The organism is Paenalcaligenes sp. Me131, assembly GCF_050487225.1.
Lineage (GTDB): Bacteria > Pseudomonadota > Gammaproteobacteria > Burkholderiales > Burkholderiaceae_B > Paenalcaligenes.
Window position 1 is genome coordinate 719256 of the sequence record NZ_JBKQGY010000001.1, and the last position, 15723, is coordinate 734978.

At 47.5% G+C, this 15723-nt stretch carries 11 protein-coding genes; 4 read left to right on the top strand and 7 right to left on the bottom strand.

Features of this window, described 5'->3' with window-relative positions:
* The first annotated feature begins 22 nt into the window (after window positions 1-22).
* Window positions 23-3289 (top strand): autotransporter family protein, encoded by a 3267-nt coding sequence (locus ACLPHM_RS03420; protein WP_430219872.1) that lies wholly within the window; start codon window positions 23-25, stop codon window positions 3287-3289.
* A 64-nt stretch (window positions 3290-3353) separates the two neighbouring features.
* On the opposite strand, the gene ACLPHM_RS03425 is transcribed toward ACLPHM_RS03420, so the two are convergent.
* The 3 genes from ACLPHM_RS03425 to ACLPHM_RS03435 form a co-directional block, all read right to left on the bottom strand.
* A complete protein-coding gene (locus ACLPHM_RS03425; protein ID WP_430219873.1) occupies window positions 3354-3794 on the bottom strand; it encodes a YtoQ family protein in 441 nt (146 codons plus the stop codon).
* Window positions 3795-3931: 137 nt separating this feature from the next.
* Window positions 3932-4438, bottom strand: coding sequence for a nucleoside deaminase (locus tag ACLPHM_RS03430; RefSeq protein WP_430219874.1), 507 nt, complete (start codon window positions 4436-4438; stop codon window positions 3932-3934).
* A complete protein-coding gene (locus ACLPHM_RS03435; RefSeq protein WP_430219875.1) occupies window positions 4431-5798 on the bottom strand; it encodes a nucleobase:cation symporter-2 family protein in 1368 nt (455 codons plus the stop codon). Before ACLPHM_RS03435 ends, ACLPHM_RS03430 begins: the two co-directional genes overlap by 8 nt.
* Before the next feature lie 124 nt (window positions 5799-5922).
* Between ACLPHM_RS03435 and ACLPHM_RS03440 the strand changes: the two genes are divergently transcribed.
* Complete coding sequence (locus ACLPHM_RS03440; RefSeq protein ID WP_430219876.1) at window positions 5923-6837, top strand: LysR family transcriptional regulator; 915 nt, start codon at window positions 5923-5925, stop codon at window positions 6835-6837.
* Window positions 6838-6957: 120 nt separating this feature from the next.
* Here the strand turns inward: ACLPHM_RS03440 and dbpA are convergent, their stop codons facing one another.
* The 3 genes from dbpA to ACLPHM_RS03455 all read right to left on the bottom strand — a co-directional run bounded on the left by dbpA (window position 6958) and on the right by ACLPHM_RS03455 (window position 10879).
* Window positions 6958-8346: an ATP-dependent RNA helicase DbpA gene (dbpA, locus tag ACLPHM_RS03445; protein WP_430219877.1), complete on the bottom strand. Its 1389-nt coding sequence runs from the start codon at window positions 8344-8346 to the stop codon at window positions 6958-6960.
* A gap of 85 nt (window positions 8347-8431) precedes the next feature.
* On the bottom strand, window positions 8432-9781 hold the full coding sequence (locus ACLPHM_RS03450; protein WP_430219878.1) for a purine-cytosine permease family protein: 1350 nt from the start codon (window positions 9779-9781) through the stop codon (window positions 8432-8434).
* Window positions 9782-10102: 321 nt separating this feature from the next.
* Window positions 10103-10879, bottom strand: a complete 777-nt coding sequence (locus ACLPHM_RS03455; RefSeq protein ID WP_430219879.1) for an AraC family transcriptional regulator — start codon at window positions 10877-10879, stop codon at window positions 10103-10105.
* Window positions 10880-10992: 113 nt separating this feature from the next.
* On the opposite strand from ACLPHM_RS03455, the gene ACLPHM_RS03460 reads away from it, so the two are divergent.
* A complete protein-coding gene (locus ACLPHM_RS03460) occupies window positions 10993-11880 on the top strand; it encodes an EamA family transporter (protein WP_430219880.1) in 888 nt (295 codons plus the stop codon).
* Between the two features lie 204 nt (window positions 11881-12084).
* On the top strand, window positions 12085-12441 hold the full coding sequence (locus tag ACLPHM_RS03465) for a tetratricopeptide repeat protein (protein WP_430219881.1): 357 nt from the start codon (window positions 12085-12087) through the stop codon (window positions 12439-12441).
* A 119-nt stretch (window positions 12442-12560) separates the two neighbouring features.
* Here ACLPHM_RS03465 and ACLPHM_RS03470 read toward each other — a convergent pair whose 3' ends face one another.
* Entirely contained in the window at window positions 12561-15713 is a 3153-nt protein-coding gene (locus ACLPHM_RS03470; protein WP_430219882.1) for a hybrid sensor histidine kinase/response regulator, read from the bottom strand.
* Between the last annotated feature and the right edge of the window lie 10 nt (window positions 15714-15723).

Consider the following 15723-nt stretch of genomic DNA (forward strand, 5'->3'; position numbering starts at 1 on the left):
GAGCCACAGAAACGGAGAAGATATGCATAAAGCCACATTCAAAAAAAAGATCTACGTATTATCACTACAAACACTAGCGATCACCGTTCTCGCCAGCACCAATATGACTCTAGCCTATGCAACACTACTACATGCGAATGGCGACTGGACGAGCAACATTCCCATTGATCTCTCTAACGAGGGGATCACAAGAATAGAAACGGATAAAGAAACTACTGGCCTACAGGTCTATACCAACACAGCCTACACACTCGCCAAACCCAATGGAGCTACTGAGCCCAGTATATTTGTACGAGCAGGCAGTACATTCAAACTGAATACCTCTGACATCTCTGGAAAAACGGGTTCTGACATTTTGACAGTGGTAGGCCATACCCCCGAAACTGCTGCTATCTGGATAGGGAGTGAGTTGCCACCCTATGAAAAAGATATAGAAACATCCAAAGAAACAGTATTTCAAGGCCAATACTTAAACATTATTCAGAAAGAGGGCACTGCTATACATGGCAACGGCAGCCCAGATAGTAACGGCGGTAGTGCTCTCACTACCTTTGAACTCAAGAACAGTAGTATCTCTGCACTAGAGGGCATAGTCTGGATAGATTATGGAACAACCAGCAAACTCAACCTAGATGATGTCAGCCTCAATACAGGTAACTCAGGCATTTATATTGCCTCCTCAGCAGAGGGTAATACAACGCTTACGGCCCGTAACCTCGACATTACTACTGGCGAGGAAGTATCTGGCGGCAATATCGCTGTAGGCCTAACACTGAACGGTGAAGGTCTAACTGCCACACTGGACAATACAACGATTTCAGGAAAAACCTCCGCACTCAGCATTCGTGGTGCTCAGGCTCATTTCACAGGTGATACGAAAATTTCCTCTCAAGACAGTACCCGAGGAGGACAATTTGGTATCCGTACATCGGATGCTAGTACCGTCCTTACCATCGACCACTTAGAGCTGGACTACCTCTCCAAATACAATGGAGCTTATGGTGGAGGGATTGTTGCGTCGAATAACAGTAAAGTGTTCATCGGAACCTTAGGTCAAAATCGACGTAGCAAAATTAAAGTCTTTACGATTGAGAACGCCAACCCCTACTATGAAACCTTAGGTATAAATGCGATCTCAGGAGAAATTACACTCAACAGTGTAGATTTGGTTAATTTTCGCCCAGGAGTTAACGGGGAAGAGATTAGCAAGAGTGTTATCGGAATTCAGACTAGCTACCGTGGAAACGTCACGCTTAACGACAGCACTGTAATTATCAAAGACACTGATGACGATCCTTTCTTTAGCAATACCGTAGGTGCAAATCTTAATGCCAACACACAGCTTACGTTGACACAGGGCTCGCATATAGAAGCAGGGCGATTTGCCGTTAAGATGGCCAAAAAATCCGCCTTGACAATGCGGGACTCAAGTCTTGCTGCGACAATCTCAGCCATCTATGCGTCCCCAAGCGTAGGGACTCAACAAGAAATCGGTGTACACGCCTCTATAGATAACAGTCGCATTACTGCTTTACAGAAAAACCTTACAGATCCATTCGGTACCGCTCTAACGGTAGGTTCAGAGCGCCTTACCGATGCAGCCCATTTAGATATAGAAGCCAAAAATGGATCTGTCATTAATGCTAACTACCTCTATAAAGTTCAACGAGGTACTCTGACCTTAAACGCCGATAACTCAACGCTCTATGGTGCTGCCCGTATTGCGGCCCCCTACACGGTAGGTGGCTTGAAAAACTCTGCTGACGTGACCCTTACTAACGGTTCGGTTTGGCACCTTAATAAAGATCCTGATACTTTTCAGCCTACTGAGCCTGACTATGTTCATGTAAATAATTTGGTGCTAGATCATAGCGAAATACGTTTTTCTAAACCCAAGAGCTTACAAGACTTCCAACAGTTTGCCGTAGGGACCTTACATGGCACGAATGGAGTCATTGAGCTATGGACAGAATTAAACAATGATCAATCTGGATCTGACCAACTACTCATACGAGATCAAGCCACCGGAACTACTTTTCTGCGTATTAAGCGTTTTGATGATAAATCAAACGATGGTGCACAAACCAATGTAGGTATCAAGGTGGTTTCGGCCGATAGTGGTACAGCAACCAATACCGCAACAACGGCTGATAATGCCTTTATTTTGGACAGCGGCTCTACTGGTTATAGAGCAGGTACTACTCCTTCACTGGCCGCGGGCTTATATGACTATTACTTAGTGAAAGGCGGTAAAGGTGGGGAATCCGAAAGCTGGTATTTAAACTCTAAAGCGACTCCAATAATTGACCCTGATCCTATTGATCCAGACCCGGTGGATCCCGATCCTGTAGACCCCATAAAACCTACCACCTATAGGCCTGAAATTGATGCCTATTTTGCCAACCGTCAAATGGCCGTCGCTACGCAACGCCATCGCTGGCAAGAGCGCATTAGTTCTCAAGCATCTGGTAGTAGAGCATGGGGAAGGACCGCGCACCAAGAAGACCGCTTTACCAACCAATTTGGCTATAAGCGCAAAATGGAAAGCACAACGCTGCATTTTGGTGCAGATGTGTGGCAAACCACTTTTTCTGATTTGAGCAAACTAAGCGTTGGTGCCATGGTGCTCTTTTCTGATGGCAAGTCTAAAACACGCAATGAACATTTAACAGCCGAAGGCAAAGTAAAGGGGTACAACCTAGGCGTCTATGCCACATGGCAGCAGAATCCTGATAGCGATGTCGGCGTTTATGTAGATAGTTGGTTGATGCAGGGCTGGTTCAGAAACAAAGTAAAAGGCGAGGGTCTTAATGCTGAAAAGTACAACTCTCGAAACATCTCTGCTTCGTTAGAGGGAGGCTATGGTTTTGTCTTATCTGAAACAGAGAGCACTCGTTACTACTTACAGCCCCAGGCTCAAGTGATTTGGAGTCACTTCAACGCAAATGATGTCTATGAACAAACACGCACTCGTATACACGAGCAAGGTAAAAGTTTTACTTCGTATCGTTTAGGTCTGCGCTTCAAAGCGGATATAGCACAAGAGAACGGCACACAACTTGCTCCTTTTGCTGAACTCAACTACTGGCGCCATCCTAGCAGCTCGCGCATGTCCTTTAACGAACGTTCCGCAAAGGACATTACGCCTAAAAATGTGTTCGCAACAACGGTAGGTATGCAAGCTCAACTTTCTAAAAGCACCTCAATTTCTGGGCGTTTTTCATACATGATGGGGAATGAAAAGTACCGAGATAGCAATGTGCAGTTGGGGGTTAATTATGCTTGGTAACTTGCCCAGCTAAATTGTTTATCTTCACGAAAAAGCCGCCAAACACTGACGGCTTTTTTACTTCTTAGGCCTTCAACGTATAACGCAGAATTTCTACTACCTGTTCAGGCGTAGTCGCCCATGCTTGGGCGTTGGCATCCACCTCTTTAAGAGGGTGAATAATATCTTCTGCATGTAGGGTAATGTATGGCTTACCCAAGGCCGCACAGAAACCCGCATCAAAAGCGGCGTTCCACTGCTTATACTTGTCACCAAAACGCACTACCACCAGATCTGCTTTCTCAATCAGTGTACGTGTGCGAATCGCGTTCACTTTAGATGATTTGTGATCACGCCAAAATGATTCGCTTTCAGGCCCCAAATGGTCGCCTGCTGCATCACTGGCATCATGATCAGTTACGGGTGCAGTGAAATGAATGTCCAATCCGGCCGCGCGGGCACCGTTGGCGATCTGTTCACGCCAATCCGTGTGAATCTCGCCAGACAAATAGACGGTAAAGCTCATGTAAGTCTCCATAATAAAAAGTCGGGTTAGCTCCAAGGGAAGCACCCGACTCATTCAAGCAGACTACACCATAGCATGTTGCGCTAGATAGAGAACCTACACAGCATGATGCGCAGTATTCAAGACAGCAATATCATTTAGGTCCAGAAACCGTGATGAGGCACAGCAGCTTCATCCTCAATTAAAGGGCCTATGACAGTAACTGGTCTTTGGCCACGAGCAAAAACCTCTCTACATGGCAACGAAAATGTAGGATTTTCAGGATGATCGCCTGTTAACTCCAATAGTTTTTCTTCTGCTAATGCATAGACCACACGTCCTATACCGCACCAATAAATTGCTCCAGAACACATGCAGCAAGGCTCTGCACTGGTATATAAGGTGCATTTAGCGAGCTCCTCAGGAGACAGCAACTTAGCTGCTTCTGCGGCAGCGCGTAATTCTGCGTGTTGCGTTGGATCACCCTCAGGAGGCATGGAGTTATTTCCAGCCATGCAGACTATTGTTCCATTACCATCTGCCACCAATGCTGCAAAAGGGTGTCTACCGCTGTTCTTAGACTGCTCAGATAGCACAATGGTTTGACGTAGCAGTTTCATATCTCTGGGACTGAGTTCTGTATTGTCAACGTAAGTATTAGTCATGATTCACTCCTTTCTGGTGTGCAAGAATTGGGGCAGCAGAGTCCTCTTTGCCGGCCGCCAGCGTTTCTTTGGTATTAAGTAAGAGATTCAACAAAATGGCAGTTATCGCTGCTAAAAAGATGCCGCTTTCTACAAACAGTTTCAGTGGGCCATCTACGCGTTGAAATAGGGCGGGGAATGACATGGGCAATACCCCCACACTGATGGAAACAGCCACAATCAAGCCGTTTCGTGTGCCTTCGAACTTCACTCTGCTCAACTCTTGAATACCAGCAACCGTTGTCATGCCAAACATCACAATGGCGCAGCCACCTAACACCGGACGAGGGATGGTCGCAATTAAGGCGCCGAGTTTCGGGAAAAGCCCCATCAAAATCATAATGACACCAGCTGCTGCCACGACAAAACGACTACGTACATTAGACATGGCGATTAAGCCAGTATTCTGAGTGAAAGCGTTATAGGGAAAACTGTTAAATACACCGCCAAGCATGGTAGATAAGCCATCAGCGCGGAAGGCATCGCCTAGTGTTGTTTGATTGGCTGGTTTGCCGGTTATTTTCCCTATAGCCAGTACATTGCCAGTAGTTTCAGCCATAATGACTAGCATCGCCATCATCATGACCAACGTGGGAGCTAATGCGAATTGCGGCATACCAAAAGCAAAAGGTGGGCTTAGTTCAAACCATGCCGCCTCACCAACACGCGTGAAATCGGTGTATCCCATTGCCATGGCGAGCGCAGTACCAAACAACAAGCCAATTAACACAGAGAGGTTGCCTACAAAGCCTGAGAACTTCGCATGGATGAACAAAATAATGGCGATGGTGGCCAAGCCCAACAGTAAGTTCTCTGGCGCGCCAAAATCCGCAGCATCAGGGTTGCCTCCTCCTAGCCATATCGCTGCAGCCGGCATTAGCGAGATACCAATAACACTAATCAGGCTTCCTATGACTACTGGCGGGAAGAACTTCAGTAAACGACTAAATAAGGGGGCAATCACTATAGTTAATGCGCCAGCTGCAATCACAGCTCCGAACACTGTCGTTAGACCATATTGCTGGCCAATCATGATCATAGGAGCAATAGCAATAAACGAGCAGCCTTGGATTAATGGCAGACGAGCACCAAAGCGCCAAAACCCTAAGGTTTGAATTAGCGTGGCAACGCCAGAGGTCAGTAAGTTGGCATTGATCAACGTAATCATTTGCTCGGTAGTAAGCCCTAAGGCGCTACCCAAAATAAGCGGTACGGCTACGGCGCCGGCGTACATAACAAGCACGTGTTGCAAGCCAAAGCTAGCCAACTGCCGTAAGGGTAGAACCTCATCTACTGGATGAACTGAAACGCTGTTTTTCATACTTGTCTCCTTTGTGGTGGATGCCACGTAGTACTCTTTTTGTTAGAGCTTGCTGCTATCATCAATCAGCTTTGTAATTGAACATAATTAATATTCATCGAAAAATTCGATAGATGAGAGAGACATGCGTTTTTCAATCGAGCAGCTAGAAATGTTTAGTGCCGTCGCTAGACATGGATCTTTTTCAGCAGCCGCACGCGCTATTAGTAAAAGCCAATCAACAGTTAGCACCGCTGTCGCCAATTTAGAGGTAGATCTAGGTGTAGAGCTTTTTGATAGACAAGCAAAATTGCCTGTTTTAACCCCAGCTGGGGTGCAGTTGTTGCGTCAAGCAGAACTGGTTTTAGATAGATGCAGCAATCTGGAAATGCATGCGCATCAGCTATTGGATATTCCGCAATCTGAGCTTTTGTTAGCGATAGAGATTCCGTACCCAGTACTTGCTCAACCTTTACAAGCTCTGTCTACGCAGTTTCCTTATTTAGATGTGACGATTCGCCATCCTATGGACGGCGATGTAGCCGTGCTAGTACAAAAAGGTGAGGTTGACCTTGGGATCACTTTTTCTCAACCCGCCTATGCGCGTGGTATAGCATTCAGACAAATGGGGAAGTTGATATTGACCCACGTCGTGCATAAAGATCACCCATTAGCGCACTATGCGTCCATTAGCTTTGCTGAGCTACGAGCCCATCGCCGATTAGCGTTTTCTGCCTACGGGCATAGGTTGCCTTCTACTGAGTATTTGACCGCAGGGAACAGTTGGCAGGCTGAAAGCTACTCCGCACTACTAGAAATGACTAGAGCGGGCTTAGGCTGGACTACGCTGCCACGACAATCGATTCTGCGAGAAATTGGGTCTGGAGAATTAGTGGAGTTACCGCTAGAGGCCTACCCACATACAGACTGGGTAGTAGGTGTAGATTTACTCTGGTCACAACAAGCGCAACTAGGTCAAGCCTCTACGTGGTTAAAGCATTACCTACAGGAATTTAAGGTGTTTGAGCTGGATAGAAATGGAAATAAAACCATTTTGTAGCGCCTAAGACGCTGAACTATTCAACGAGTGTTTGAGCTTGTTTATGGTATTTTGATCTGCCATAACGAAACTTGCCCCAACAGGGGCAAGTAGTCATGTGGCAATAGCGTGATTAACCGCTTACCTATCTTCCAAAAAGCGCATACGGAAGCGGCGCCCTTTGATGTTGCTGTTGGCAATGCGATCAAAGTACTTTCTAGCAATTTTTCTATCTAGAGCTACGTAGCTGCTGTATTCAGTAATGGCTATTTTGCCTACTTGATCACCACTCAAACCTACGTCGCGGGTGAGCGCACCCAATAAGTCGCCAGGGCGTAGTTTGTCTTTCTTGCCGCCTTGTATTTGCAAGGTCATCATCGGTGCTAACAAAGGCTCTTGAGACTTAGCCCGCAAGCCTTTGGCCTGACCCCATCTCACAGGGCTGCCTTGATACTCTTCAATCTGTTTTACCCAGCGCATTTCGCTACCAGATACCAAGCTCAATGCTAGGCCTTTTTGATCGCCTCGGCCGCTACGGCCCACACGGTGTACGTGTACTTCCGCATCTTTGGTTACGTCTACGTTGATCACTGCCTCAAGGTTCTGAATGTCCAAACCTCGTGATGCCACATCCGTAGCCACCAACACGGCACAACTTTTGTTCGCAAACTGAATGAGGATTTCGTCTCTATCACGCTGATCTAAATCACCCGTTAGTGTTTCAGCGCTAATGCCTTCGGACCGTAGTTCCTCTACCACTTCTTGGCAACGCATTTTGGTATTACAGAACACCAAGGTAGAAGCAGGGCGGAAGTGCTTCAGTAGGGTCACAACTGTGCTGAGTCGGTTGTCAAAACTGACTTCGTAGAAAATCTGTTCGATCTGGCTAGCGCTGTGTAGAGCTTCAACTTTGATCTCTACCGGGTTCTTCAAGAACCTAGCACTGATTTTGCGAATGTTGTCAGGATACGTAGCCGAAAACAGCAGCGTTTGACGGCGAGTAGGGCAGTGTGACGCAATAGCGATCATGTCGTCTTTAAAGCCCATGTCTACCATGCGATCAGCCTCATCCAGCACCAGCGTTTTTAAGGCGGTTAGGTCTAAGTTGCCTCTGTCCAAATGGTCTTGAATACGGCCTGGTGTACCCACAACGACGTGAGCACCATTACGTAGGGCTTCAGTTTGCGGTCTAGAAGGTACGCCACCACATAACGTCAGCATACGAACGTTAGGAATTTGGCGGGCTAGCCGACGCAGCTCGGTCGTAACTTGATCAGCCAATTCGCGAGTAGGGCAGACCACAAGAGCTTGAGGCTCTAGTTTGCTAGGATCCAGCGTTTGCAGCAGTCCTAAGCCAAATGCAGCCGTTTTCCCGCTACCGGTTTTGGCTTGAGCTATCAGGTCTTTACCGTCCAGAATCAAAGGCAAACTTTGCTCCTGAATAGCAGTCATGTTTTCAAAACCCAAACCTTGCAGGGTTTCAAGCAAAACAGGCAACAGGGGGAGCGTATTAAAAGATGTAGTGGACATAAAAGCCAGATAAAAAGAACTGCAAAATAAAAATATACCTACAGTTTACCTTTAGCTGGCCCATCGCTGTGAAATATGAGGATAGCTAGCGCACTAATAGCTTCACTCTGCTGCCACGGTTGGCACTGTGACAGGCGCGCGCGAAAGCCGCATACACCACTGAAGCGATCACAATCGTTACGGGTGCAGAAAAGCTGCTGTACGCACCGCCTACATGCATAATCGTGATTCCTGTTAAGGCTGCCAACAACCACGCCATTACAGCCCCAACTCGTAGAAAGGTCACGTGCTCAAGTTGCTGTTGTATGTAGGTTGCCGAGGTCTGTTTATGCGTTAGCGCAATGTGCGTTAAGGCCATAGCTACCCAAGCCACAACGAAAATACCTTGATAGGCTAAGGCTTGCAGCAAGTAGCTAAAGACGTCGGCCAACATCAAGACATACACAAGGCCAGCTACCACGAGCGCCCACAACAGATAGTGTCCTCTGACGCCGATGAGCTGGGTCATACAGGCTTGCATATTTGTAGCGGCCAAATAAAAGTTCGCGGTATTGATACGGGTTTGTGTGGCCCAGATAAACAGCAATCCCAACACACCCATCATTTTTAACAGCGCCAACAAGACCGAAACTTCGCTTAGCCCGCCATCCAAAGGCACGCTCGCCACTAAGAAAATACCAGCTAGGCCACTGAGGAAAAACGCCACAAAATAAAAAGGCATCCCAAAGTTAACGCGTGCATGAAAGCGGCTATCTTCTTTTTTGCCATAACGTGCATAGTCAAAGGTGTACATCATCAGTACCCAAATGCCCATGTAATACACAAAAGTATGCCACCACCCGTATGGGCTGGGTTCTGCAGGGCCTAAGGCCAGCCACTGATCGTTATAGCCATATAAACTGATGGCTAAGACAATGGCAGTCACTAAACCAATAATGTAGACGGGCAACAAGATAGCGTTGAGTCGGTCTAACCAGCGCATTGCATTACCAAACATTAATGGCACACTCAGCAGTACAACAACTAATGCCGCTAACGGGTAGCTCACACTCGGGAAGACGGTAGTAATGCCTACTGCGATGACTGAGCCTTCAAAAATAGCGTAGTACATAGCCGTAGCAAAGAAGATTAAGGTAGCGATGACAGACCCTGTTCTGCCCAAGAGAATTTGTGAAAATAAAGCTACTGATAGCCCCGTTTTAATGGCATAGCGTGCAATGACCGCATTAATCAAGCCGTATACCACTACAGACATGGCCATACCGATAAAGGCGTTGATAGCGCCAAAATTTAAAGCCAGACTTGCCGCGACCACTAAATAAAACATAGCACTACAGACTCCCCACCATGCCATCATCAAGTTGTTTTTTGATAAGCGGGCGCTAGGGGGAACAAGCATTTCAGCGATGGTTGTTGATCCAGTTTGTTGCGTCATAATTGTCTCCTTGGTCTTTTTGTAAACACGTTACGCCACTGAATTACGGATGCGTAAAGTAAGCCTTTTCACGAGATTGTCGACTGAGTGAATCCTCCTGTGTATGCAGTGCCATTTACTGCTAGCACTAGCATTGAGATAAATTTTCCTCATTCTAGTGAGCAGAAAGAATGGCCTACAAGCGAGCGCTTTTTGCTGAGCGCACAAAAGCTTCCCTGTATGCGCAATACTAGGGAAATCAAGTAGTTAAATACTGGTTTGGGGCGTAAACCTAGGCGTTATTTCTAGTCGTTTTACGGCCTGAATAGCGGCACGTTATGATCAACGCCTCTGAAAATAGCGGCTTGGTACTTCGCCTAGCACGGACTTAAAAGCAGAGGTAAAAGCGCTAGAGCTGCTATAGCCAAGCTCAATGGCAACACTAGTAATGGATTGCCCATTCCCCAACCGAACCACGGCCGCTAATAAACACGCTTGTTGTCGCCACTCTATAAAGCTAACGCCTGTATGCATACGGAATAGTCGCGTGAAAGTTCGTCTGCTCATGGCAGCGAGTTTCGCCATATCATCAATACTCATTTCTAATGATGGCGCAGCAAGAAATGCATTACACGCGTAGGCCAACCTAGGCTCAGAAGGCAAGGGAGCGTTAAGCGATAAGGCGGGCATCACAGCAATTTCATGCAATAACAGCCCCATTAAAAAGCTCTCACGCCCATCCTGCTCATAGCGTAAGGGAACGTCTACGGCTTTTTCTAGTAGCTGTTGCAACAGTGCAGAAACACCAAACACCTGACAATGGGTGGGTAATCCTACGCGCTGTGCGGCAGTAGGGCTGATATAGCTATTAAGCATCGTGACAGGCCCACGCATTTGCATCGCATGCCCCATATCAGCAGGTACCCAGATAGCTCGCAAAGGGGGAACTGCCCAGTTCCCCGCTTCTGTTTCTACCGTAATAACACCGCACGCCGCATACGCAAATTGGCCACGACCATGCGTATGCCAAGGAAATAGCTCCCCATCCACATAGTCTCGCCGTGTCACCGTGACATCGTGCGGCGTGTGCTCATAAGGTAGGTCGTGTATGTCTTTCATGGCCCAATTTTATTTCTATTTGACCTTAAATTGAAAGCGGGCCAAAGAACCTACGCGCATAGTGGCAGGGTCATCAAGGCATTCTGCCGCGATTCAGCACAGAGATGAAGATCATGCTCACAAAACACCTAGTTTTAGCCATTCTTGTAACCGCTGTATGGGGGTTTAATTTTCCCATTACGAAGCTGGGTTTAGCGCATATAGACCCCATACTACTTACTGCCATACGCTTTACCTTCGCGGCATTACCGTGGGTGTTCTTTATTAAACGTCCCGCTGTGGCAACTCGCTGGTTAGTGGCCTACGGTTTGATCTTTGGTGTAGCGATGTGGGCACTGATTAATATGGGGATCGCGCTAGGTGTGCCACCGGGTAACGCTGCATTATTAATTCAATTCAGTGCATTTTTTACAGTAGGGTGGGGCGTTTTACTGTTTCGTGAACGCCTTACGTGGCCACAAGTGATAGGGGTAGTGCTTGCAGCAATCGGGCTGCTGGGCATTTTGCTTAGTAGCCCGAGCAAGACAACAACGATAGGTTTAGTTCTGGTATTGATTAGTGCCGTTGCATGGAGCATAGGCAACATCATCATCAAGCTATCCAAAGTAAAAGAAATTTTCGCTTTCGTTGTATGGTCTAGTCTTTTCCCGCCATTACCCTTATTGCTGATCACATGGTGGTTACACGGCACAACACCATTTACTACCTTAGCCTTGCACATCGATGCCGTAGCAATTTTTTCCCTTGCCTTTCAAACCTATGCGGCTACCCATTTCTGCTATTGGGGATGGAATCTGCTGTTGCGTGAATACCCTGCATCCAAAGTAGCCCCTTTATCGCTATTAATCCCGGTCTTTGCCACGATTAGCTCTGTTTTTATTGTTAATCAAACTCCTAGCCTTACAGATTGGCTATGTCTTGCTATGATTTTGTCAGCATTAGGGGTTGGCATGAAAAAAGGCTCATCTGTGATGAAAACCACACATTCTCCAGCCTCATAAACCAACACTATTTTTGTAATCGATACACTACGGCGACAAATATTTGCGTAGTTTCGCATCCATCACACATTAGAGATTGATATGAAAGTTGCTTCGTTTCTACTCCTACTGGTTTTACCAGCGAGCGTACTTGCCAATAATGAGTGTACGAGTCCCCGTGCACCATTAGCAATCTGTAAAGCAGAAGCGGAAGCAGGGCACGCCATGGCCCAAGTGGCCTTGGGCACAAAATATATGTATGGCGAGGAACTACCGCGAGATGAAGAGCAAGCCTTTAGTTGGTATTTAAAAGCAGCCGAACAAGGTGTGGCGCCTGGCTCTGTAGCGTATATGTATGCCACAGGCACAGGCGTCGCACAAAACGATCAAGAAGCCGCCGTATGGTATGCAAAAGGTGCGGAACAAGGCGATGCCGTATCTCAAGTCAACCTAGGCAGATATTACGAACATGGCACGGGCGTTGAAGAAAATATGGATAAAGCTAAGGCCTTATATCAAGCATCATGTGATGGCGGTAATTACTCAGGCTGTGACGAGCTCAAACGACTACAAACACCCTAAAGAAAGTGGCTGTCTTTGTCAGCATATCAACAATATATGCACCCAAAAACAGCCATGCACTTGATTCGCTCGTCACCCTCAACACCATACAAGAATTGCCTGGTAGGCTACATCCAGTGTCACGCTGTAGCGTCCATCAGGCTACGCAACGCATCACAAATTTCTAACGCTGCTCGGCACTGTGCTTCGGTTTGTTGAGTCTGGTTCTTGAAACTTTGCTCTAGCTCTTTAGCTTTATCAGCGACCTCATGTAAACCCATGACCACCAGCGCACCCGACATGCGATGCAAAACAGCCTGACACTGTGCAGCATCTTGTTCTGCTAGGGCTTGTTCTAACGTATGCAAATCACTATCCATAGTGCTGCGGAAAATCGCTCTATAACGTTGGGGAATAGGCGAGCTAACCAATGATTCGAACAGGTTTTTCAACGTGGCCAAATCCATGGGTTTTACCAAGCAAGCACTCATACCGCTTTGGGTACAACGCTGTGCCTCGTCGCGCATCGCATTAGCAGTAATACCAATAATAGGGGCACTCACGCCCTGTGCTCGCAACTGTTGGGCCAACTTATCACCCGTAATTTTGGGCATATTGACATCCGTCAGCAGCAAATCGTGGTTATTGCTATCCCACAAACTCAGCGCTTCTTCACCGTCTTGAGCCACGGTAACCAAACAGCCTAAGCTCTCTAGCTGTTCGCGTAAGGTCGCCTGATTCAGGGGGTTATCTTCTGCTACAAGCACATGCAGACCGGGACGACTTGGTGGCTTGATTGCTGTTTTAGCCGGTGGTGCTGGCACTACTGCCTGAGCAGAACTTGTATGCTGTTTCGTCTGCCAGACTTCAAGGGCACGTGCAATGCTTTCTGGGCTAGTGCTATCGGCCTCAAGCAACGTCGAGCTACCATCTCGTGCAGATACACTGAGATAAGGACCTGGCCAGTGCTGGATCGGACTGCTGCTGGGCATCATGACATCCAGCAAAACTTCCTCTTCGGAATAACCAATCATAGGTGAGCTGGGCAACATGGCGTGCGCCTTAGCATTCCAACTGTTGAGCCAAGAACAAAGAGACTCAGACAGTTCAGCGTGGGGTGTTCGCACATATAGCTTCATACCCTGTAAATTAGGGGCTGACGCCGTGCTGCCTGTTGCAGGCTCTATGCTCAGATCCAATGCAAAAGAAAAACTGCTACCTAAACCAGGCTCGCTGGTAAGTTGAATCTGGCTACCCATCAGTTCTGCGAGTCGAGCACAGATAGACAAGCCTAAACCTGCGCCTCGTATAGTGTGTTCACCCGAATGAGCCACGTAAAAGGGCGTAAACAGGTTTTCTTGTCGCTCTTGTTCAATGCCCACGCCACTGTCTGCGACTTGAAACAACAACTGTGTACGTTCCTTATCGACATGTTCTTGACGCAGTCGAACAATTACATGGCCCGCTTGCGTAAATTTGACTGCATTACTGATTAAATTGTTTAAAACCTGACGTATATGCAGCGGATCACCTAAAACACTGCGTGGTACGTCAGGATCTACATGACAAAATAACAGCAGGTTTTTCTGCTGTGCCATCGCCGTGTAGGTAGCAGTGCAATCTTGTACTAAGACAACAGGGTCTAGCCAGACAGACTGCACATTTGTTTGACCCGCTTCAATGCGACTGATATCCAGAATGTCACTGATAATTTGCAGTAATTGGTGAGAAGCCCCCTGAATTCGACCCACTTGTTGCTGTTGCTGCACATTTAGCTCAGTCATAGACAGCAACTCTAGTGACCCCAAAACACCATACAACGGTGTACGGATTTCATGGCTCATCGTTGCCAAAAAGGCTGATTTCGCTGTGCTCGCTTCATCAGCAGCTGTTCGAGCACGCTCTAGTTCGCGCTGGATTTCTTCTTGTGCGGTGAGATCCATCAACACACACAACAAGACGTCTTGTTCGTGATAGCGGCTAGGTGCACAGGCCAAATGCAGGCTACGACCATCGGCTAAATCCACCTTACCCTCTGTACTACTCAGCTCTTGCGATTGTTGCAATGCATTCAACGACAGAGACAGGGGTGAGCCTTCTGGCAGTACATCGCCGGCATCTACTTCTAGCCATGCTAACGCTTGCGCATTGCCAAAGATCACCTTCCTTTGATCATTACTGATAACGCACAACGCCACTGGGGATGTATCAATAATGCTTTGATTAAAGTCCTGACTTTCCAGTAACGCGCGCTGTGCTTGGCGAGCCGGTTCTAGCACGCGGCGTCCATACCAACGGACGTAAGCCACACCACCAAACAGGCTGAGTATGAGGAAAAGCACTCCGCCCAAAGGTAACCACGTGTTATTCAGCAATTGGCTGGGACTGATGAGATAGCGTCCTACCCATGTTCCCGATGGGTCACTCATTTGAAAGGCCAGACCATCTAGACTGACGGTAAAACCGTCATGCGTTAAATCGGGAGAGTCATTTTTGCCTATCAATAAACCTTGTTCGGCGTGATGCAGCCAAAACCTATAACCAACCGGCGCTTCTGATTGATTAAAAAACTCACGCAATCTCCCTTTATCAAACAAGCTCATCGCCTGAAAGAGGGTAGGGTCTACACCAGACACCGGAAAACCAGGCAAAGTAATGGGCATAATGCCTAGCATATGCAATGGATGCTTAGGCAAAGAAACCCATTTCACAGGTTGTGCACCAGGCTTGGGTTTTTGAGCAAGGAGAATATGTTGCCTAGCCTCTTTGTGTGAGGCTATAGGTTGTACCGTATCGGTACGAGAGGACTCTAGCTCAGGAATACTAAGGCTGTCCTCTATATCAGGATGAAAGAGGAACAGGTAGCCGGAAGGAAAGTAGGATAGGGCCCAAAAAGAGGCAAAGCTATCGGCCAGTTCAGCCCCCAATGTACCGAAATCATCTTGGGGGACACGGCAGTTAAGCCCGCACAGCATAGAAAAAGATACACTGGCTGTTGGTCGCCAGATGCTGACAGAACGGCCACTTTCTACAGGTGGAGGCTCTGGCTCAGAGCCCGCCTCAAGCTTGGCAGCATCGTCCCTTAATTGGGCCAAGAACCGTTCCTGCTCATTAATATAAGCTAGGGTCAAGGTGAAATCTGCTCCCAGTCGATGGCGCTCTTTACTGAGAAACTGTTTACCGCCAACCACTAACGCACCGAGCAGAATTAACAAGACAGGAATCACGCTTAACAACAGCCACGTGTGCCTACGTGAGTGTTGCGTCATGCGATTAAAAGGTGAGGTGGCCATGGTTCTCCGT

Bases quoted from the DNA above. Each gene is read 5' to 3' on its own strand.
- ACLPHM_RS03420 (WP_430219872.1), top strand. From the start codon at position 23: ATGCATAAAGCCACATTCAAAAAAAAGATCTACGTATTATCACTACAA.
- ACLPHM_RS03425 (WP_430219873.1), bottom strand. From the start codon at position 3,794: ATGAGCTTTACCGTCTATTTGTCTGGCGAGATTCACACGGATTGGCGT.
- ACLPHM_RS03430 (WP_430219874.1), bottom strand. From the start codon at position 4,438: ATGACTAATACTTACGTTGACAATACAGAACTCAGTCCCAGAGATATG.
- ACLPHM_RS03435 (WP_430219875.1), bottom strand. From the start codon at position 5,798: ATGAAAAACAGCGTTTCAGTTCATCCAGTAGATGAGGTTCTACCCTTA.
- ACLPHM_RS03440 (WP_430219876.1), top strand. From the start codon at position 5,923: ATGCGTTTTTCAATCGAGCAGCTAGAAATGTTTAGTGCCGTCGCTAGA.
- dbpA (WP_430219877.1), bottom strand. From the start codon at position 8,346: ATGTCCACTACATCTTTTAATACGCTCCCCCTGTTGCCTGTTTTGCTT.
- ACLPHM_RS03450 (WP_430219878.1), bottom strand. From the start codon at position 9,781: ATGACGCAACAAACTGGATCAACAACCATCGCTGAAATGCTTGTTCCC.
- ACLPHM_RS03455 (WP_430219879.1), bottom strand. From the start codon at position 10,879: ATGAAAGACATACACGACCTACCTTATGAGCACACGCCGCACGATGTC.
- ACLPHM_RS03460 (WP_430219880.1), top strand. From the start codon at position 10,993: ATGCTCACAAAACACCTAGTTTTAGCCATTCTTGTAACCGCTGTATGG.
- ACLPHM_RS03465 (WP_430219881.1), top strand. From the start codon at position 12,085: ATGGCCCAAGTGGCCTTGGGCACAAAATATATGTATGGCGAGGAACTA.
- ACLPHM_RS03470 (WP_430219882.1), bottom strand. From the start codon at position 15,713: ATGGCCACCTCACCTTTTAATCGCATGACGCAACACTCACGTAGGCAC.